This is a genomic window from Shewanella sp. 10N.286.52.E4 (assembly GCF_041468785.1).
Classification (GTDB): domain Bacteria; phylum Pseudomonadota; class Gammaproteobacteria; order Enterobacterales; family Shewanellaceae; genus Shewanella; species Shewanella electrodiphila.
This window is the reverse complement of sequence record NZ_JBFRJJ010000010.1, coordinates 1-19410: the sequence shown is the minus strand read 5'-3', so window position 1 is coordinate 19410 and position 19410 is coordinate 1. Positions and strand designations below refer to the sequence as shown.

The 19410-nt window shown below is 41.1% G+C and carries 15 protein-coding genes and 1 tRNA gene; 11 read left to right on the top strand and 5 right to left on the bottom strand.

What is annotated here, in order from left to right:
* Positions 1 to 268: 268 nt before the first annotated feature.
* Positions 269 to 1492, bottom strand: a complete 1224-nt coding sequence (gene srmB / locus AB4153_RS05255; RefSeq protein ID WP_102527802.1) for an ATP-dependent RNA helicase SrmB — start codon at positions 1490 to 1492, stop codon at positions 269 to 271.
* Between the two features lie 91 nt (positions 1493 to 1583).
* The gene (locus AB4153_RS05250) at positions 1584 to 2447 is read right to left on the bottom strand and encodes a tRNA1(Val) (adenine(37)-N6)-methyltransferase (protein WP_371996600.1); all 864 of its coding nucleotides are present in this window, start codon (positions 2445 to 2447) and stop codon (positions 1584 to 1586) included.
* A gap of 476 nt (positions 2448 to 2923) precedes the next feature.
* Here AB4153_RS05250 and brnQ point away from each other — a divergent pair, with 476 nt between their 5' ends.
* The 4 genes from brnQ (at position 2924) to recJ (ending at position 7981) form a co-directional block, all read left to right on the top strand.
* The gene (brnQ, locus tag AB4153_RS05245) at positions 2924 to 4267 is read left to right on the top strand and encodes a branched-chain amino acid transport system II carrier protein (RefSeq protein WP_248956214.1); all 1344 of its coding nucleotides are present in this window, start codon (positions 2924 to 2926) and stop codon (positions 4265 to 4267) included.
* Positions 4268 to 4368: 101 nt separating this feature from the next.
* Positions 4369 to 5271, top strand: coding sequence for a site-specific tyrosine recombinase XerD (xerD, locus tag AB4153_RS05240; protein WP_371996598.1), 903 nt, complete (start codon positions 4369 to 4371; stop codon positions 5269 to 5271).
* A 165-nt stretch (positions 5272 to 5436) separates the two neighbouring features.
* Positions 5437 to 6165 (top strand): bifunctional protein-disulfide isomerase/oxidoreductase DsbC, encoded by a 729-nt coding sequence (dsbC, locus tag AB4153_RS05235; protein WP_102527798.1) that lies wholly within the window; start codon positions 5437 to 5439, stop codon positions 6163 to 6165.
* 91 nt (positions 6166 to 6256) lie between these two features.
* Positions 6257 to 7981, top strand: a complete 1725-nt coding sequence (recJ, locus tag AB4153_RS05230) for a single-stranded-DNA-specific exonuclease RecJ (protein WP_371996596.1) — start codon at positions 6257 to 6259, stop codon at positions 7979 to 7981.
* A gap of 132 nt (positions 7982 to 8113) precedes the next feature.
* Here recJ and AB4153_RS05225 read toward each other — a convergent pair.
* A tRNA-Phe gene (locus AB4153_RS05225) sits at positions 8114 to 8189 on the bottom strand.
* Positions 8190 to 8481: 292 nt separating this feature from the next.
* Between AB4153_RS05225 and AB4153_RS05220 the strand changes: the two genes are divergently transcribed.
* From AB4153_RS05220 to AB4153_RS05210, 3 genes are read left to right on the top strand one after another with little or no spacing between them, the layout of a single operon-like run.
* Positions 8482 to 10692 carry an RND family transporter gene (locus AB4153_RS05220; protein ID WP_371996594.1) on the top strand — a complete coding sequence of 737 codons (2211 nt, stop codon included), beginning with the start codon at positions 8482 to 8484 and terminating at the stop codon, positions 10690 to 10692.
* Complete coding sequence (locus tag AB4153_RS05215; RefSeq protein WP_371996592.1) at positions 10689 to 11462, top strand: hypothetical protein; 774 nt, start codon at positions 10689 to 10691, stop codon at positions 11460 to 11462. Before AB4153_RS05220 ends, AB4153_RS05215 begins: the two co-directional genes overlap by 4 nt.
* Complete coding sequence (locus tag AB4153_RS05210) at positions 11453 to 12514, top strand: 3-oxoacyl-ACP synthase III family protein (protein WP_303514525.1); 1062 nt, start codon at positions 11453 to 11455, stop codon at positions 12512 to 12514. Before AB4153_RS05215 ends, AB4153_RS05210 begins: the two co-directional genes overlap by 10 nt.
* Before the next feature lie 193 nt (positions 12515 to 12707).
* On the opposite strand, the gene AB4153_RS05205 is transcribed toward AB4153_RS05210, so the two are convergent.
* Positions 12708 to 13469, bottom strand: coding sequence for an outer membrane protein assembly factor BamD (locus AB4153_RS05205; RefSeq protein WP_102527793.1), 762 nt, complete (start codon positions 13467 to 13469; stop codon positions 12708 to 12710).
* A 125-nt stretch (positions 13470 to 13594) separates the two neighbouring features.
* On the opposite strand from AB4153_RS05205, the gene rluD reads away from it, so the two are divergent.
* The 4 genes from rluD (at position 13595) to AB4153_RS05185 (ending at position 18567) form a co-directional block, all read left to right on the top strand.
* The gene (gene rluD, locus AB4153_RS05200; RefSeq protein ID WP_102527792.1) at positions 13595 to 14569 is read left to right on the top strand and encodes a 23S rRNA pseudouridine(1911/1915/1917) synthase RluD; all 975 of its coding nucleotides are present in this window, start codon (positions 13595 to 13597) and stop codon (positions 14567 to 14569) included.
* A 23-nt stretch (positions 14570 to 14592) separates the two neighbouring features.
* The gene (gene pgeF / locus AB4153_RS05195) at positions 14593 to 15354 is read left to right on the top strand and encodes a peptidoglycan editing factor PgeF (RefSeq protein WP_371996590.1); all 762 of its coding nucleotides are present in this window, start codon (positions 14593 to 14595) and stop codon (positions 15352 to 15354) included.
* 141 nt (positions 15355 to 15495) lie between these two features.
* The gene (clpB, locus tag AB4153_RS05190) at positions 15496 to 18069 is read left to right on the top strand and encodes an ATP-dependent chaperone ClpB (protein WP_371996589.1); all 2574 of its coding nucleotides are present in this window, start codon (positions 15496 to 15498) and stop codon (positions 18067 to 18069) included.
* Positions 18070 to 18252: 183 nt separating this feature from the next.
* Positions 18253 to 18567: a hypothetical protein gene (locus AB4153_RS05185; RefSeq protein WP_371996588.1), complete on the top strand. Its 315-nt coding sequence runs from the start codon at positions 18253 to 18255 to the stop codon at positions 18565 to 18567.
* 112 nt (positions 18568 to 18679) lie between these two features.
* Here the strand turns inward: AB4153_RS05185 and AB4153_RS05180 are convergent, their stop codons facing one another.
* A complete protein-coding gene (locus tag AB4153_RS05180) occupies positions 18680 to 19129 on the bottom strand; it encodes a DUF4124 domain-containing protein (RefSeq protein ID WP_371996587.1) in 450 nt (149 codons plus the stop codon).
* Between the last annotated feature and the right edge of the window lie 281 nt (positions 19130 to 19410).

Below are 19410 nucleotides of genomic sequence, written 5' to 3'. Positions count from 1 at the left end.
TAAAACGACATTGTTGGCTCTAAAGGACTACTCTGCTAAAAACTTAGTTTTCTTATTAAAGACTTAGAGCAATATAGACTCTAAATTAACAGACAACGAATTGAAGCAAAAGCGTTAGTTGTGAATTAAATGTTTCAGAAAATTTATTTCACGATTAAACAGAGCAATACGCTACCAAATTGATTTATGACCACAAAAAAGCCCTGAATTGAGTAAACAATTCAGGGCTTTGATAAAAATTAGCTTATTTCAGCTTTGCATCGCAGGTTTATTTTTTCTTTTTGTTCTTCTTCGATTTTTTCGCTGCAATCTTATTCTTGTCTTTCTTCTTACCTGGGACTTTTGCTTCTTTGTGCGTTGGTCTTAACCCATCGATGTAACGACGCTTCAATGGCTGCTCAATATAGCGTTCAATTTTGCTAACGATACGCATATCATGAGCTTCAACTAATGAGATAGCAGTACCTTTGGCACCGGCACGAGCTGTTCGGCCAATACGGTGAACATAGGCATCAGCAGAACGAGGCATATCGTAGTTGATAACGTGAGTGATCCCATCAATATCAATACCACGTGCAGCAACGTCAGTGGCAAGTAAAATGTTGACTTCACCTTTACTGAACTTACTTAATGCTTGGAAGCGTTTCTTTTGCTCCATATCACCACGTAAGAATGCGCAAGGAATACCTGCTTTTAAAAGCAAGCCTTCGAGGCTGGCGACGACTTCACGTGTTTTAACGAAAACAATAGTGCGCTTAACTTCTTCTTGCTGAAGCAAGTTACATAACAAGGCAAATTTATGCACATTGTTATCGGCTAAATGCGCCCATTGGTGGATTTTGGCTTTCTCGCTACGAGGAGACTCAACGTCAATGGTGACAGGGTCTTCTAATAATACGTGAGCAAAACGAGCAACACCGCTGCCTTCTAAAGTGGCAGAAAACAGCATGTTTTGTTTACGACCTTGAGCTTCGATGGCAATGGTTTCTACCACTGACGAGAATCCCATGTCTAACATGCGATCTGCTTCATCAATAATCAATATTTCAACTTCAGTCGCTTCAAATTGACCTTTATCGAGGTATTCCATTAAACGCCCTGGAGTGGCGATTAAAAGGTCGATGTTTTCTTCAAGTTGTTCTTCCTGCGGTCCGTAAGGAACGCCACCAGTAATAATACCAACATCTAATTCGAGATCGGTGGCTAAATGGCAAGCGTAACGGTGGATTTGGCTGGCAAGTTCGCGGGTCGGCGTCAGAATCAATATTCTGGCTTGACCGTTAAAGCGGCGCGGGAAGTCAATCAAGTGTTGTAAAGCTGGCAATAAGAAACTTGCAGTTTTACCTGTACCTGTAGGCGCTTTAGCTAAAATATCCCGTTGTTCCATCGCCATTGGCAATGTTTGTTGTTGAACGGTCGTCGGGCTTAAATGTCCCATAGCCTTTAGAGAGTCTAATAGGCGTGGATCTAGGTCAAAATCTTCAAATAGCATGCGCTTTGGGTCTCACTGATTGATAGCCAGACATTATAACCTAAGTTGTTAATCTCAGCGAGAGACTAATCAACCAAAAGCAGATTAAACCTTAAAGTTTCAAATAAAAGTCACGGCAAAGTTGGATCATTGCCTGAGTATATTGACCTTTACCGTCAGCAATGACTAAGTTTGATGTAATTGGCTCATATTGAGGCCGAGCCTGAGTTTGTGCCTGATGTTGAGATTGAGGTTGAGCCCGAGGTTGAGATTGAGATTGAGATAGATCCTGAGATAGTTCTTTTGTTTCTGATGAGGCTGTTGATTCAATTAAGCAGGCTTGATGCTTAATTGCCAATAGCAATCGACTCGGCGCTTTAGTTTCAACAGTGCTGATATGAGTTTTGTCTGATATTTCAAGTTGAGAACAGGCGAGTGCAGCTAAAAAACCTGTTTCACTTTGCACTGGAATGATAAAGCTTGCTGTCCCATGTTCTGCAAGCAGCAATTGAACCTGTGTGAGCAAGGTTTCAAAGTTCAGTGTATCTGTATGCCTTGCCGTTGCGCGTTGTTTGGCATCGGACTGTGGGCCATTTTCAAAATAGGGCGGGTTACAAATAATGGTTTCAAAAAGAGGAAGATTTGCTTTGAGCAATTCTTGACTATATCGCTGAATACTCGTGTGTTGAACGGTTAACTGTGAAGCCCATGGGCTCTGATTAAAGTTGCTTTGGCAATCTTGCGCCGCACCTTCATCGAGTTCTACTGCAATTATTTCAGCACTTGGATTACGTAACCGCTGGGCGAGCATTAAAGACAGTAAGCCACTTCCTGCTCCAACATCTAACACTCGATATGGACCTTTGGTGTTATCCGTTGATAGCTTTGCCCATGCGCCTAATATGACACCGTCAGTACTGACGGGCATTCCGCAGTGGCTATCATCAATGTGAAATTGCTTAAAGGTAAATGGCATTGGGTCTAATTCTGTTTCAGGGTTAAGTGCAACTTGGTCTTTAGTCTGTGTCGTACACAGAGGTTTATGGTACCTGCTTTTAGTTTATAACCCCACCTAAATAGCGTTACATTGATGTTGCTGAGATTATGCTATGTGGTTGCACTGTAGCGAGAATGTTTTATGGGTTTTAAGCTTGTTTTCAGATGAGGTTTAATTTTACTTTGTGCTGGGTTTGCGCTTGTTTATCTATACGCTATTTGATATTAGTTCCTACCCGTTTAAAGGCGCTAAACGCAGTTAAATGGTAGAAAAAGAAATACGACTCACAAATGAGTGTTCTAAAAACGAGAAAATGGCTTTTTAATAACCATTTATGAGTAGTTTTTAATAAAATAAAGTGTAATTTTAAGTTTACATTCTTACAGGTGGGTTTTGATTAGCAGTAGCTAATTAGCACTGAATCACTTAAGTTTGTTAAAAAACAAAACAACAAGATGGGGCATTGTGTGCAAAACAGTAATATGAGTATTGGCGATACATTAGGCTTAGGCTTTATGACTTTCGCATTTTTCTTAGGTGCAGGTAACCTTATTTTTCCGCCTTTTGCAGGTATGTTAGCTGGCGAGAATATGACGCTGGCAATGTTAGGTTTTCTTGTTACTGCAGTGGGTTTACCTCTTGCTGGTCTTATCGCGGTTGCTAAGGCAAACGGTAAGGTTATGGCAATGCTCCCAGCATTTGCTGCCACTGCATTAGCAGTTTCTATTTATATCATTATTGGCCCTGCATTCGCCGCACCTCGTACAGGGTTAGTGGCGTTTGAAATCGGCGCTCGCCCATTTTTAGATAACGCAGAAGCTGTGATTCAAATCGGCGCACTGGCGCTGAATCAAGCACAGTTGTTTTACACTATCGGCTTTTTTGCTTTGGCGATGGTGTTGTCGCTATACCCAGGTAAATTGCTTGATAGCGTTGGTAAAGTATTAACCCCTATTCTTATTTTCTTGTTGGTTGGTTTAGCTGTTTCAGTGATTGTTACCCCGAGTGCTGCTATCGGTGCTGCGACTGGTGATTATATTGATAGTCCGCTTTCTAAAGGTATTTTAGAAGGTTACAACACGATGGATACATTAGCGTCTGTGATCTTCGGTATGCTAATTATTGATATTCTTCGTAAGAAAGGTATTACTGAATCTAAAGCGCAAACTCGTTACCTTGTTCGTGCTGCTATTATCGCCGCTTCAGGTCTAGCTTTTGTTTATATTTCACTATTCTATTTAGGCGCAACGGCTGGTGATATAGCAGCTGGCGCTGAAAATGGCGGTCAAATCCTCACAAACTATGTGACCCATGAGTTCGGTACTATGGGGACGGTACTATTAGCTGCAGTTGTGAGCATTGCTTGTTTAACAACAGCAGTTGGTTTAATCACAGCATGTTCTGAGTATTTCAATGAGTTGCTACCAAAGATTTCATATAAAGCATTCGTTATCTTTTTCAGCTTAGTGTGTGCAACCGTTGCAAACGTTGGCTTAACCCAGCTCATTAATATCAGTATTCCTGTATTGATGACGATATACCCTGTGGCGATTGCACTTGTGGCGATTACTTTCTTGACTGAGCGTTTTGCTCGTCCAGAGTTTTCACATCGTCTAGTGCTATCGGTTGCGTTGTTCTTCGGTATTTTTGATGGTCTTAAAGCCGCTGGATTCGAGATTAATTTCTTAAGCTTCATGCCACTTCATAGTGAAGGCATGGCTTGGTTATTACCTGTTGGTATTGCAATCGTGGCATGTTTATTTGTCCCAGCTAAAGATCAAGCGGTAGCTGCAAGCTAACCAAAAGTCATTGCTTGGCAATCTTTGTCAAAACAAGTTAATTTTAGTTACACTAATGGCGTTATTTCAATTGAAATAACGCCATTTTTTTAGGAAAAACAGTGACAGACAAATATCAAGCGGACCCTATTATCGACGCCTTTTTGGATGACTTATGGTCCACAAAGGGCTTAAGCGATAACACCTTGGCATCTTATCGCACCGATTTGCGTCACTTTGAGCGTTTTGTATTGAGTCAAAGCCGTTGTTTAATTGATGTTGACCAAGCAAGCATACGCGATTATTTGGCTTATCGCGTTGAGAAAAATTTTGCTAAAACCAGCACTGCAAGATTGCTTAGTAGTCTAAGACGTTTTTATGGTTACTTAATTGTAAAACAGAGCATTGATGTGGATCCAACGAGCTTAATTGAGTCGCCAAAGCTTGCGCGTCAGTTACCTGATGCGTTAAGTGAAAGCCAAATCGATGCGTTACTGGATGAGCCCAATGTAGAAGATGCCGTTGAATGCCGTGACAAAGCGATGCTGGAATTACTTTATGCAACAGGACTGCGAGTGACAGAACTTGTGAGTCTAACCCTTGAGCAAATCAGTTTACGCCAAGGACTAGTGAGAATCGTGGGTAAGGGCGGTAAAGAACGCTTAGTGCCATTAGGTGAGTTAGCGGTGACCGAGGTCGAGCAATACTTATTAGGAGCACGAGCAGAATTGCTGAACAATAAACAAAGTGATGTATTGTTTCCATCAAAGCGTGGCCAAATGATGACTCGGCAAACGTTTTGGCATCGGATAAAACTCTATGCTATTCGCGCCGGAATCAATAGTCATTTATCGCCCCATACTTTACGCCATGCATTTGCGACTCATCTGCTGAATCATGGCGCAGATCTGCGTGTGGTGCAGTTACTATTAGGCCACAGCGATTTATCGACGACCCAGATATATACTCATGTGGCTAAAGCTCGATTGCAGCAATTACATCGTCAGCATCATCCCAGAGGCTAGTGTTCAACAACACGCGATAAAGATTTGTTACGTTAAATATGGTGGCAGTTGTCACCAATAAAGGACTTAAGGTTGCTTTAGTCATATATTCGCTGTAACTTTTGCCGACAATATCAGGTCTATGTATTAGCTGAGACATTCAGTTTTACCCAATAGGATTTATTAATGAAGTTAACCAAAGCATTTTCTTTCGCGATAACGCTAGCTGTTGCCCCACTGCTACAGGCAGCTTCTGCAACAGATATTCCCAATGAAACTGAATTGAAACAACAAGTGTCAGACGTACTTGGCGTTAATGTTTTGAAAATTCAATCATCACCTATTGATGGTCTGTATCAAGCATTTACCGATCGTGGTGTTTTATATGTTTCTCCGGATGGTACTAAGCTGATTCATGGCAACATGTATGACCTTAAAAATGGCATGCAAAACTTAACTGAAGCTGCATTAGCTGGCCCACGTATTGATATGCTAAAACCATTTGAAGACGACATGTTGGTGTACAAAGCCAAGAACGAAAAGCATGTGGTGACTATTTTTACTGATGTGGATTGTGGTTACTGCCGTAAATTGCACCAAGAAATGGATGGCTATAACGATTTAGGCATTACGGTTCGTTATTTAGCGTATCCAAGAGCTGGTATTCCGTCAGCAAATGCTGAAGAAATGAAAGCGGTTTGGTGTGCAACAGATCCACTAAAAGCAATGACCGAAGCTAAGACTGGCGGTAATGTAAAAGCTGCAAGCTGCGATGCGAACATTGAAGAACAATATCGTTTAGGTCAGGCATTTGGTATTAATGGTACGCCAGCAATCGTGTTAGAAAATGGTATTTTAGTACCAGGTTACCAACCACCTTCTGCATTATTGAACACAATTAAAACTAACCTCTAATTTGGGTTGTTTTAAATAAAAGGTGAGCCATTGGCTCGCCTTTTTTGTAATCTTTAATTGTCGATTTTTATAGTAAAAATAAGGTTTATTTGTGGCTCACAAAATTGTCCGCCGTGCTGAAGTAGATGACAGTCATTTACCTGCAACTATCCATCCTTTATTAAAACAGCTTTATGCTCGCCGTAATGTTGATTTAACGGGTTGTGAGCTAAGTTTATCTAAGCTACTTAGACCTGAAACTATGATGGGCTTATCTGAAGCTGCAGTCATTATCGCTGATGCCATAGCAGCGCAAAAGTCGATATTAATCGTGGGTGACTTTGATGCTGATGGTGCGACATCAACGAGTGTATGTTTATTAGCACTGCGTATGATGGGCGCAACTAAGATTGATTACTTAATTCCTAATCGTTTTGATTATGGCTATGGATTAAGTCCTGAAATTGTTGCGGTTGCCCAGTCAAAAAGCGCAGAATTACTTATTACTGTTGATAATGGTATTTCATCAATTGACGGTGTTGCCGCTGCTAAACAGCTGGGCATGCAAGTGGTGGTGACTGATCATCACCTACCTGGAAAAAGTTTGCCTGATGCAGATGCGATTGTGAACCCAAATCAACATGGGTGCCAGTTCGCCAGCAAATCGATTGCAGGGGTTGGAGTCGCATTTTACTTAATGTCAGCATTGAGAACTGAGCTGAGATCGCGTGACTGGTATCAAACCCATCAAATTTCCGAGCCTAACCTAGGCAGCTTACTCGATATTGTGGCGCTGGGTACAGTCGCTGATGTTGTGTCCCTAGATAGTAATAACCGCATCTTAGTTCAGGCGGGACTGCAGCGCGTAAAGTCGGGTCGCTGCCGAGTGGGAATTACAGCTTTGTTAGAAGTGGCTAAACGCAGCCCACAACGAATAGTCGCCTCAGATTTTGGTTTTGCAGTGGGCCCAAGACTAAATGCTGCAGGTCGTCTTGATGAAATGGCTCTAGGTGTCGAAACCTTATTATGTGAAGACATGATGCTAGCTCGCAGAATGGCTGATGAACTTGATGGCTTAAACGGCGAGCGCCGTGAATTAGAAGCCGGAATGCAGCAAGAAGCACTTAAAAGCTTACAAAAATTGACCTTAGATGAATCGAAATTGCCTTGGGGATTAGCGATTTTTCAAGATGATTGGCATCAAGGGGTGATTGGTATTTTAGCCTCAAGGATCAAGGACAAATATCACCGACCAGTGATTGCGTTTGCTGATGCTGGCGAGGGTGAAATAAAAGGCTCTGCGCGCTCAATTAAAGGCTTACACATGCGCGACTTACTCGAGCTGATAAATAGTCGTCACCCTGGGATGATCATTAAATTTGGTGGCCATGCAATGGCTGCAGGGTTATCCCTACGAGCAGATGCGTTTTCCGAATTTGAAGCCGCTTATGATAAAGCCGTGAGAGAGATGCTAAAGCCAGAACAATTAACTGGTGAAGTCTTATCGGATGGTGAATTGCCAACAGAACTTATGAATCTTGAGACGGCTTTCTTATTACGTGAGTCAGGCCCTTGGGGCCAGTCATTTGAAGAGCCATTATTTGACGGTTTCTTTAGTGTTATTCAGCAAAGAATTGTTGGAGAGAAACATCTTAAATTGGTGCTCGAAACAGACTGTGGTTCTGTGATGATGGATGCCATTGCTTTTAATGTCGATTTAGCAATATGGCCAGATGCCACGATTAAACATGCAAGAGTCGCCTATAAGCTGGATGTGAATGAGTTTAGAGGTAATCAGACGGTGCAGATGTTGGTGGATTATATCGAGCCTGCTTAAACATCCTTTTTATAGCTCAGTCAGCGCAGGCTAACCCTGCGCTGAGTTAGGGCGTTAAATCGCAGATACAAAAAAGCCTCGCAATGCGAGGCTTTTTTGTTATTTAGTCGCGTTAGCCACCAAATCTAAATATGGTGCCCGAACCCGGAATCGAACCAGGGACACGAGGATTTTCAATCCTCTGCTCTACCGACTGAGCTATTCGGGCGACGGACGCAATTAAACGTTTTTTGCGGTCTAGAGTCAACTTTTTTTTGTGCTTAAGTGAATATTTAAGCTTGTTTGACCAAGAATCCCGCAAAAGGCTCAAATGTTCAGCTAATGTTTGAACGATGAACGGACCCATTTCAAACAGCAATAAATTGAATATATATAATACAAAGGATAATTTTTACGTCTGATTGAATAGAAAATCACCGTAAAGAGGTCTTATTGATTGAATACTATAAATAACCTCGCATATTCACATTAGGTACTCGCTATTGAGCTGGCAAATATCAATGATCAATCGAACGCTTAAATATCCATTATGGGTAGGACTGGCTGTATTTATCCTGATCTTAGTCAGCATATTAGGCATGCTTAGAATAAACCTTGATGTGAACTTTAATGACTATTTTGCTCATGACGATGCTCAGTTTATTGCGCTGCAGCAAATGCAACAAAGGTTTGCACAGCGCAATAGTTTGCTTTTGTTATTAGAGAATCAACAAGATTGGCGCCAAGTAGAGCAAGAGTCTGATCTAATTAATTTTATCAATCAGTTACAAGCTGATAGCACGATTATAAGTGTTGGTGGTTATGGGGAATTTATTGCTGACTTAAACACTGGTGCTAACGCTCATCAAAATAAGGCTGATACTTCACTTCAGTATTCTCAATTACTCGCTTACAAGAAACATCCTAGGCTACCACTGGTTATAAATGAAACTGGCACAGCCATTGTGTTGAGCATTCAATTCAGTGAACGAGAAAAAAATAATTACCCTAATGCAACTTTATGGCGAGAAAAAACCATAGATAATTTATTAGCTAAGGCGAATGTTTTTTGGAGCAGTGAGAGGATTGAAAGCAGTGACTCAGTGAAAATATACCTTAGTGGAGAGCAAGCATTGAATTGGCAGTACGCTAAAGTGTTACGTCATGATTTAACTTGGTTTGCACCTAGCTTGCTGTTGATTATTGCACTAATGGCGTTGTTATTTATTCGAACACGGGTTTGGTTATTGGCAATCGCAATAAACTGCATCATCACTTTATTCATCACGCTTGGGCTTGCTGGGTGGCTAAATCTCACTATTGCAGCGATTAGTGCTTTTATTCCTGTGATCATTATTACCTTGTCATTAGCGTATTCTGCGCACCTATATTTAGCGTGGCAGCAGGGAATTAAACAGGGTATCGCAGAGCCAGTTAAATTTAGTTTTGAGCACAATAAACAACCTTTGTTTTATGCGACGCTGACAACCATGTTGGGGTTTGCCTTATTAAGCTTTAGTCCATCTCCACCTATTCAAAGTTTTGGTGTTTTAGTGTCGGTTGCCGTTGTGTGTCATTATCTGCTTTGTCACAGTGTCTTGGTTATTATTGTCAGCAAAGCCCAAAATAAATCAGTTAACGAGCCATTTAACAGTGCATTATTAACGGTTGAAGCCATCGCGAAAAATAGCACTAAAGTCCCTAAGTTAATGTTAATTACAGTCACGGTGATATCTATATTGTCATTGATAAGCGCTTCTAAGCTTGAGCTGAATGATGACCCATTTAGTTATTTCCCCAGTGATAATCCTTTCAGTCAATCAAAGCAGAAAATGCAACAATACTTTGATGGTGTGAATCTGATTCATTACGAGATCAGTACTAAAGAACAGGCAATTTACGATAAACAGTATTTAGCTTTTTTATATCAGTTTGCACGTTTTTTAAAGCAACAACCTGAAGTAAAAAGAGTCACCCATATTGGTGACTGGGTAAAAAGTGCAGGTCTAAACCAAAGCCAGTTTCAGCGCGTAATCAATCAAAACTCAGTGGAGCAACTTGGCCTTGAAGCAGAAATCTCCACAGATTATCAATCAAGTTTAGTGAGTCTTTATCTTGCGCCATTAACGGCGAGGCAAATGATCGATTTTGAACAGCGTGTATCAATGTGGCTCATTGATAATCAAACTGATATTGGAGTAAGCCACGCGTTAGGTAGCAGTCTGCTATTTGCTCACTTATCCATTGATAATGCCAAAAATATGTTGTGGTCATTTGCCATTGCACTTGTGCTCCTCAGTATGATCTTAGGGATTATTAAGCGCAGTATGATGTTTGCGGCAATCGGATTAGTCGTTAACTTTTTACCATTACTTTGGGTGTTTGCTGCTTGGCAGCTAATGGGGGGCTATATCAGTATTGGTAGCGCTGTTGTATTGGGGATCATGTTAGGGATTATTGTAGATGACACCTTACATCTGTTATTAAAACTGCCGCAGCCTAATAAGGCCGCTTCGTTTGAATCATTCTGGCCTAGATATGCTGCCATTATTCCAGTGATTAGTTTTACTAGTTTAACTTTGGTATTGGGTTTTGGTATTGGTTTGGCCTCAGATTTTGCCCCTATAGCTCAGCTGAGTCTATTGTCTTGTCTGGTCATTGTCTTAGCTTGGCTATTTGACGTTTTAGTATTACCGGTTATTTACCATCAATGGAGGCGCTACTTAGCATGAGCTATGCGGGTATGAGAAGTATGGGTAAGAGCGAAAACATTAGCCTTAAACGTTGTTTTGGTAAACGAACTGCGCCTCGAATGCAGCAGGGAAAAAATGCGCATCGCTTACAGATTTGGATCGAGCAATTAGGCCAGTCAGTCATCCCGTTTAATGATGCACAAACGGAATCTATGGCAAACTTATTGCCGCTATTGCTCTGCGGCGAGCAGTCTGCTCAGCTAGTGTTTAATCAGGAAATTGCGAGACTGAGTGCTAACTCAATCAATCAAGTTTCAGGTGCAAACTCACATCAATTGGTATTGTCATTGATGGAGGTGGAATCTGACGAGTGTCGACATGACATTGCACTGCAAAGTGTTGCAGAGCAGCTACCTGAAATAGATTCAGTAAGAAAAGTGCAGCGCCTCGCTAAACGGTTCTATAGCAGTCTTAGCCGTGTTGATGATTATAGTCAGCACTTTGTTCGTATTGCGATATTGGATACTTGTGTCACCCAAATCATGCAAGCTTTCGAGCAAAGCCACCTAGGTATAAACCATCCTTTTAGTCAGTTATGCGGCTTAATTAAAAAAGATGAAGCAAAACATGTCTATATCAGTCGTCATCATGCCATTGAGTTAGGTGCGAGCCATGCTGATTTTCATCAGCAACAAGCGTTTATTACCCAGAACTTATTTCAGTTATTAACTAGCCAAGGCAGTGCTTTTGAGCACATGGGAATTTGTTTAGATTCTCTGCAACAGAAACTGGAGGAAAAATGGCAGTAAAATTTGCCCAACACAACTTATCCCTACACTCAATTGCTCATCAGTTACCTGGCAGCAATATTGATAATGAAACCTTATTGGCGTGTTTATCTCAGCAATCTGGCCGATTAAATGCCCGAAAAGCTAAAAGTATCGTTAAACGACTCGGTATTGAAGGTCGCCATTTAGTGCGAGACTTAACTACAGCGACGAGCTCCGCTTCACCAACCAGCATTGAATTAAGTGAGCAAGTATTAAAGCGCGCATTACAAAACGCCAATATGAATGCTGATGAGCTAGATTACTTATTAACTCATACTTGTACTCCTCATACCCAAGTACCGCCTAATGCGGCTTGGCTTGCAGATGTTATGGCTTATCACGGACCATATTTGGAGTTAAGACAGGCCTGTACAGGTTTTGCCAATGGTTTACAAATTGCATCGGCTTTTTGTGCGGTAAACCAAAAGCCTGTTGCGATAGTGGGCGTTGAAACAGGCTCGGTATATTTTGATATGGATAAATCATTTATCGATACTGAGCAACTGGTGAATTATGTGCAAATGGGCGACGGCGCTGCAGCGGTTGTGCTAGCACCCGCTATAGATGGAAAATCGACAATATCTGATATTTATCTGGGGCAGATTGGCCATCAAAGACAACCAGGGTTTTATTTGGATAGTGGCTCTAACGATGTAGGCGAAAAGCGCATGGCGCGTTTTCATCATAATATCCATGCGGTTAGAGAGCAGGGAAGTCAGCTATTTGAACTTGGCTGGCAAGCACTGCAAAGCCGTGGCTACCAATTAGATGATTTTGCCTATATTTTACCTCACCAAGCGAATGGTCATATTGATGCGCTAATGGCTGAAGCTTTAGGGATCACGCCAGATAGAGTTATCAATGATGCTAAACAGTTTGGTAATCTTGGCTCAGCGGCTATTTGGGTGAGTTTATCGAACTTAATCCATTCGGGGAAATTACAGGATGGTGACAAAGTAGCGGTACTCGGCGCAGAAGCAACCAAATACCTTTATGGTGGTTTTGTGTATCAGCACCGCGAAACACAATAATCATTAAAAAGTTAATATTTGAACATTAGACATTAAAAAGCCCGCGATAAACATTGCGGGCTTTTGTTTAGCTATTTAGTCAATAGTCAATAGTCAATAGTCAATAATCAATAATCAATAATCAATAATTAATAATTAATAATCAATAATCAATAATCAATAATTAATAATCAATGACAGCCTGTAATCAGACTTATTTGAGTTGTTCGCTATCAGGAAAGTTAGCAGCAATAACAGTCAATACATTTTGTTTTAGCTGATCTTGGCCTAACTCACCGTAAGCTTCTGACATAATTTCAAGTGCACGTTCAGTTGCTGGCGTACCTGGGAATTGCTCCATAACGGACTGAGCACGAACTGCTGCTGCACTCCAAGCTTCCATTTTGATATAATACTCAGCCACTTTAATTGAGTATTGCGCTAGGCGGTTTTTTAGATACTGCATGCGTTGTTGTGCATCTGCAGAATACTTACTATCAGGGTAACTTTTGATTAAACGATCAAAATCTTTAAATGCATCTTGCGCATTTTTTGGGTCACGATCGGTACGGTCAATATTCATCATATCGTGGAAAAGATAATTATCAGCCTGCATATTTGTTAAACCACGCATATAATAGACGTAATCAATATCAGGGTGCGTCGGATTTAATCGTAAGAAACGATCGATATTGGCAATGCCTGATGCCACGTCATCCATCTTGTAATACGCAAAAATCATATCAAGTTGTACTTGAGTTTTGTGCGGTCCAAATGGGTAGCGAGAGTCTAAAGCTTCAAGGGTTCTTACCGCTTTAGAATAGTTACCAAGTTCCATTGAGGTCCTTGCTTGGGCATAAAGTCCTTCTGGAGACCTAGCATTTAGGTCTTCATCTTCAAAACCTTTTGAGGTACTACAAGCCGATAAAGCTAATGAAAACAATACTAGGGCGGCGCCTTTGGCAAATTTAGACATATGTAAATTCAATTCTTTTATAAGTTGTTGTTAAGAATTTTTCCATTTCACTGTAAAATAGAAAACAATCCGATTGTAACAGATAGCACATTCACTTTGGACCCCAAAAAAGGGGTACGGTTCCTATGACACAAGAGATTAACCTAAAAAGCGAGATCACAGCAATCCAAACAGGTCTTCGATTAGACCAAGCTTTGGCTGAATTGTTCCCTGATTATTCCCGTACACGCATCAAAGAATGGATCCTATCTGGTGCAGTTTCTGTCGATGGCGTTGTTGTCGATATACCTCGTGAGAAGGTACTAGAGTCGCAGTTAATTGCGGTAGAAGCAACGCTTGAGGAAGAAGTAAAAGATAAAGCACAGAATATTGAGCTTAATATCGTTTATGAAGATGAGCATATTATTGTTGTAAATAAGCAAGCTGGCCTGGTGGTTCACCCTGGTGCTGGTAATGCTGACGGCACATTATTAAATGCGTTATTACATCATTGCCCTGACATTGAGCACGTACCACGTGCGGGTATTGTGCATCGTTTAGATAAAGACACAACTGGTTTAATGGTTGTGGCTAAAACGGTTGAAGCGCAAACCCATTTGGTAACAGCTTTGCAAGCCCGTGACATCGTTCGTGAATATGAAGCGATTGTGATTGGTACTATGACTGCTGGTGGCACTGTTGATGAGCCGATTGAACGTCATGAAACTCGTCGTACACAAATGGCAGTGATCATGGGCGGCCGTCCTTCAGTGACGCATTATCGCGTTGCTGAAAAATTCAGAGCACATACTCGTTTAAGACTACGCCTTGAAACAGGTCGTACTCACCAAATTCGTGTGCATATGGACTACATTGGCCATGTACTTGTCGGCGATCCGGTTTACGGTGGTCGTCCTCGTCCGCCTAAGAAAGCCAGCCCTGAGTTTTTTGATATCTTGAAAAACTTCAATCGTCAGGCTTTGCATGCAGTACGTTTAGAGTTAGCGCACCCTTTCACACATGAAATCATGTCGTGGCAGGCGCCTATTCCAGAAGATATGCAGATGCTGGCCAAAGCAATGCGTAAAGATACTGAAGAAAACCCGATTGAGTACCTGTAAATTTATTGATTAAAGGCTAAATCGTGTATAAAGCCAGTTGGCCAATTCCTGAAAATGTCGGCATCGCCATGACCCATCGTCATGGCGGTGTTAGTAAGCCTCCCTTCGACAGCCTTAATTTAGGCTTACATGTCGGTGATCTTGCTTCAGATGTATTAGCCAACCGCGCTTTAATTCAACAACAGTTATTGATTGCTTCTCCATTGTTATGGCTCGAACAGGTTCATGGCACTGAAATCATTGACTGCTCAAATTTATCAGTCGCATCTTTAGCAAACAAACTCCCGCCTAAAGCTGATGGCAGTTATTCATCTTCAGCGCATATTTCTCTAGCAATCATGACCGCTGATTGTTTACCTGTACTACTGTGTAATAAACAGGGTACTGAAATTGCTGCAGTACATGCAGGCTGGCGTGGTTTATGTGATGGCGTGATTGAAGTTGCAGTTGATAAATTTAATTGCGAAACCACAGATATTATGGCTTTTCTTGGTCCAGCTATTGGCCCTGAAGCGTTTGAAGTCGGCGCCGAAGTAAAACATCAGTTTGTAGAGCAACATCCTGACTCGTCGCAGTTTTTTAAGCCTGTTGCTAATAATCTCCAAATTGATTCGAATAAATACCTCGCTGATTTAGCTTCCTTGGCAAAACATCGCTTAAAATTACTTGGGGTCAACCAAGTCTTTAGCGCTGATATCTGTACTTTTTCAAGTCACGATTACTTTTCGTATCGCCGCGATCAAAAAACAGGTCGAATGGCTTCGCTTATCTGGTTAAAGTCTTAATCTGTTTTGTCGATTTGATCTGAATCAATTAATCTACCTATATTTAATTGAATTTCAGTGTCTATATTGAATTATCGATAAACATCCCCATATTTTAATTATCAAAACATTTCGTTTTTATTAAATTGTGTAGGAGGCCGTATGAGACTCGATCGTATGACCAATAAGTTTCAAATCGCCATTTCAGATGCCCAATCATTGGCATTAGGGCGCGATCATCAGTTTATTGAACCTATTCATTTGATGATGGCGTTATTAAATCAAGATTCAGGCTCAATCCATCCTTTACTCACTCAAGCTGGTATCAATGTCAGCGGTTTACGTTCATCTTTGAGTCAGGAGTTAGAGCGACTGCCGCAAGTGGAAGGTACGGGCGGTGATATTCAATTATCCCAAGGCCTAATTCGACTACTGAACTTGTGTGACAAGCTAGCGCAAAAACGCAAAGACAAATATATCTCGTCAGAGCTTTTTGTTATGGCGGCTCTTGAAGGTAATGATGCCTTAAGTAAGTGCCTAAAAGATGCTGGCGCTACAAAGGCATTACTGGAAACGACTATTGAACAAATTCGTGGTGGCCAGAAAGTAGATGACCCTAACGCTGAAGATCAGCGCCAAGCATTAAATAAATTTACTGTCGATCTCACAGAGCGTGCAGAGCAAGGCAAACTTGATCCTGTGATTGGCCGTGATGAAGAGATCCGCAGAACGATTCAAGTATTGCAACGCCGTAGTAAAAATAACCCGGTATTAATTGGGGAACCTGGTGTGGGTAAAACCGCTATCGTTGAAGGTTTAGCTCAGCGCATCGTTAACGGCGAAGTACCAGAAGGCATTAAGAATAAGCGCGTGTTGTCTCTGGATATGGGCGCATTGATCGCTGGTGCAAAATACCGTGGTGAATTCGAAGAAAGATTAAAAGCTGTATTAAACGAATTGGCGCAAGAAGAAGGCCAAGTCATCTTATTCATCGATGAACTGCACACTATGGTTGGTGCAGGTAAAGGTGAAGGGGCGATGGATGCTGGTAATATGCTCAAGCCAGCTTTAGCCCGTGGCGATTTACATTGTGTTGGCGCGACAACCTTAGATGAATATCGTCAGTACATCGAAAAAGATGCAGCGTTAGAACGCCGTTTCCAAAAAGTGCTTGTAGAAGAGCCAAATGTAGAAGACACGATTGCTATTTTACGAGGCTTAAAAGAGCGTTATGAATTGCATCATCATGTTGAGATTACCGATCCTGCTATTGTTGCTGCAGCAAGTATGTCGCATCGATATATCTCAGACAGAAAGCTGCCAGATAAAGCGATTGATCTTATTGATGAAGCCGCTTCAAGCATCCGGATGCAAATAGACTCGAAACCGGAAGCATTGGACAGGCTGGATCGTCGAGCAATTCAATTAAAGCTAGAAGAACAAGCGTTAATTAAAGAAGAAGATGAAGCGAGCCGTAAACGTTTATCTCACTTGCAGGTAGAACTTAAGCAAGTTGAAGATAAAGCCGGTGAACTAAATGAAATATGGCATACAGAAAAAGCCGCCCTTGCGGGCACTCAGCATATTAAAGCTGATCTAGAGCAGTCTCGAATGGATATGGAAGTAGCGAAGCGTGCAGGTGATTTAACCCGCATGTCAGAGCTGCAATATGGCCGTATCCCTGAATTAGAGAAACAACTCGATTTAGCGTCACAAGCTGAGATGCAAGATATGACCTTATTACGTAATAAAGTCACCGATGCCGAAATTGCCGAAGTGTTATCAAAAGCCACAGGTATACCTGTGACGAAAATGCTTGAAGGTGAGCGTGATAAATTATTGCAAATGGAAGAGGCATTGCATCAAAGAGTTATTGGCCAAAACGAAGCAGTAGAAGCTGTATCGAATGCGATAAGAAGAAGCCGAGCAGGACTTGCAGATCCCAACCGTCCTATTGGTTCTTTCCTGTTTCTAGGTCCGACTGGTGTGGGTAAAACTGAGTTGTGTAAATCGCTGGCGACGTTCTTATTTGATACAGAGTCTGCAATGGTTCGCATCGATATGTCAGAGTTTATGGAAAAACATACAGTATCTCGGTTAGTCGGTGCGCCTCCGGGTTACGTAGGTTATGAAGAAGGCGGCTATTTAACTGAAGCCGTTCGTCGTAAACCTTATTCGGTCATTTTATTAGATGAAGTGGAGAAAGCGCATCCTGATGTGTTTAATATTTTACTTCAGGTATTAGATGATGGCCGCTTAACTGACGGTCAAGGTCGCACGGTAGATTTTAGAAATACCGTGATCATTATGACCTCGAATTTAGGCTCTGACATTATTCAGGATGGTTTTGCATCTCAAGATTATGCGCAAATGAAATCGTCTGTGATGAATGTGGTAACCCAAAGCTTTAGGCCAGAATTTTTAAATCGAATAGATGAAACCGTCGTGTTCCATCCTTTGGCTGCAGAGCATATTGCTCACATTGCCGAAATTCAGTTAGAAAACCTTAAGCATCGTTTAGCAGAAAAAGACTTCACTATGTCTATTTCTAAAAACGCATTGGCACTGATTGCTGAAGCTGGCTTTGATCCGACCTACGGTGCACGTCCTCTTAAAAGGGCTTTACAACAGGAAATCGAAAACCCATTGGCACATTATTTATTAAAAGGGGAGTTACTTCCGGGTAAACCGATTTTAATTGATGTTGAAGATGGCTTGCTGACATTTAAGCAATAATCAAACAGCAAATGAAACTTAAAAAGGAACCTGAATGGTTCCTTTTGTATTTTTTGCTCAGTAAATAAGTGAATGAGCATTAAATACGAGGTTGACATAACTTGATGGTGGCTAATTATTGAACTAATTTAATTAAAGGCGCACTAGGTAAAGTCACCTCAATTCAAATCAAAAGGATATAACATGAAAAGAACCGTCTTATTAGGTATCGCATTAGTTTCGATTGCAGCAACAGGTTGCAGTAGCTCACCAGAACGAAGCGATGGCACAGAAGTTATCGGTGTCGGCAATGTTGAATACAATAGTCTTTATCATTTTGGTTATAACAGGGGCTGTACAAGCGCTATCGCGCAAAACACATCTAACGAATCACTGGAATCAATGAAGGATAAAACGCTACAAGGCATTGACCCATTTGAAGATGGCTGGCGATCAGGTACTGAAACATGCAGCAATGGAGAATTCAAATCTATGTACACTGTTGGTAATGCTGGTTAGTGTTTGAATAATGACAGTGAGTTAGATTGTTAGTTTTTAATTAGTAAATAGTAGATATCAAAAAGGAGCCGAGGCTCCTTTTCTATTTTGATCTAAATTACACAGCGAAATCTTACTGACAAAATAGCTTAATGCGTTCTTCACTCTTTTCTATCTGCTCTAAACGTTCTTCTTCTGTTACGACTACTTCCTCTCCAGTCTCTTTATTAGTGCGATGCAAATTTTGATAACTATTTAACACATTCAAACTATGCTTAGCACTTTCACAGATTGAGGCAGCTTGCTCGGCATCCTTTTCTTTAATCATAGCTGCTTTTTGAGCTAAGTCAGATTGTGAAGAAGCTTGACTTGAAGTCGGTGTATTAGGTAATACGGGAACATAACCCACTTGAGCAGGCTCGATGTCTTCGCTGTATACTTTTTTAGAATCTACATCTTCAGGGGGTTGTTGGCTGTAATGAGACACACCATCTTTATCTACCCAAGTATAAATAACGGTAGCAAAACTAACATGACTAACACTCAAACAAAGTAATAAAGCAAATAGACGTAAATTGAACATAGATTTTCCTAGATGGTGAAACGTAATTTTCCCTAATAAAAATAAAATAGGCTAAATAGCCGATAAAACCAATAGCTAAGTAGATATTGTTGATGCTTATTGCTGCTATAAATGGAAATCAACAGCAACAGAGTCACTATCTGAACCGAACTTGATAAACGTCAAATCCCTCTCTAAACCAGTAAACGGAGCATTTTAGTAGAAAAACACTTCATAATGGCTAACTATTGTTCAGTTAAACTGAGTTTGCAATAAAACTGCAAAAAAGCCCTTGCGCGAAA

What these genes read in the sequence shown, in the direction of transcription:
- AB4153_RS05185 (WP_371996588.1), top strand. Translation starts at nt 18,253, where the DNA reads ATGAAAAGAACCGTCTTATTAGGTATCGCATTAGTTTCGATTGCAGCA.
- AB4153_RS05220 (WP_371996594.1), top strand. Translation starts at nt 8,482, where the DNA reads ATGATCAATCGAACGCTTAAATATCCATTATGGGTAGGACTGGCTGTA.
- AB4153_RS05215 (WP_371996592.1), top strand. Translation starts at nt 10,689, where the DNA reads ATGAGCTATGCGGGTATGAGAAGTATGGGTAAGAGCGAAAACATTAGC.
- rluD (WP_102527792.1), top strand. Translation starts at nt 13,595, where the DNA reads ATGACACAAGAGATTAACCTAAAAAGCGAGATCACAGCAATCCAAACA.
- srmB (WP_102527802.1), bottom strand. Translation starts at nt 1,492, where the DNA reads ATGCTATTTGAAGATTTTGACCTAGATCCACGCCTATTAGACTCTCTA.
- AB4153_RS05210 (WP_303514525.1), top strand. Translation starts at nt 11,453, where the DNA reads ATGGCAGTAAAATTTGCCCAACACAACTTATCCCTACACTCAATTGCT.
- dsbC (WP_102527798.1), top strand. Translation starts at nt 5,437, where the DNA reads ATGAAGTTAACCAAAGCATTTTCTTTCGCGATAACGCTAGCTGTTGCC.
- AB4153_RS05180 (WP_371996587.1), bottom strand. Translation starts at nt 19,129, where the DNA reads ATGTTCAATTTACGTCTATTTGCTTTATTACTTTGTTTGAGTGTTAGT.
- clpB (WP_371996589.1), top strand. Translation starts at nt 15,496, where the DNA reads ATGAGACTCGATCGTATGACCAATAAGTTTCAAATCGCCATTTCAGAT.
- brnQ (WP_248956214.1), top strand. Translation starts at nt 2,924, where the DNA reads ATGGGGCATTGTGTGCAAAACAGTAATATGAGTATTGGCGATACATTA.
- AB4153_RS05250 (WP_371996600.1), bottom strand. Translation starts at nt 2,447, where the DNA reads ATGCCATTTACCTTTAAGCAATTTCACATTGATGATAGCCACTGCGGA.
- AB4153_RS05205 (WP_102527793.1), bottom strand. Translation starts at nt 13,469, where the DNA reads ATGTCTAAATTTGCCAAAGGCGCCGCCCTAGTATTGTTTTCATTAGCT.